Source organism: Mesorhizobium sp. M8A.F.Ca.ET.207.01.1.1 (assembly GCF_004794715.1).
Lineage (GTDB): Bacteria > Pseudomonadota > Alphaproteobacteria > Rhizobiales > Rhizobiaceae > Mesorhizobium.
The window spans coordinates 1-357 of record NZ_SRUS01000250.1 but is presented as its reverse complement, the minus strand read 5'-3'; the positions used below and the strand labels follow the sequence as shown (position 1 = coordinate 357).

The following is a 357-nucleotide window of genomic DNA, read 5'->3' as shown; positions in this document are numbered from 1 at the left end:
GAGGAATTCGAGGACACCCCGCAGGAGCGCCGTGTGCTGGGCCGGCACTGGCCGGTCACGTTCGCGCTGCCGGGCAATGGCGCCCCCGCCGCGCAGCAGACCAGCTACTGGTTCGATGCGCAGGGCGTGCGTGTGGCCGTGGCCGATGGCACCTCGGCACTCGATCTGGGCACCGCCAGGGCACAGGCACAGTGGCTGGACAAGGTGCTGACCGGCAATCCGCAGCCATGGACCATCGTGTTGCTGCACCAGCCGTTCTACTCGCCGCGCGAAGGGCGCGAGAACGCCGCGCTGCGTGACGTGCTGCTCCCGGTGGTACGCCGCAACAACGTCAATATAGTACTGCACGACAACCAC

At 67.8% G+C, this 357-nt stretch carries 1 protein-coding gene; it reads left to right on the top strand.

The genetic code is table 11. The features are described from left to right. On the top strand, positions 1 to 357 hold a 357-nt coding region (locus tag EN850_RS34385), incomplete at both ends, for a hypothetical protein (RefSeq protein WP_210238043.1).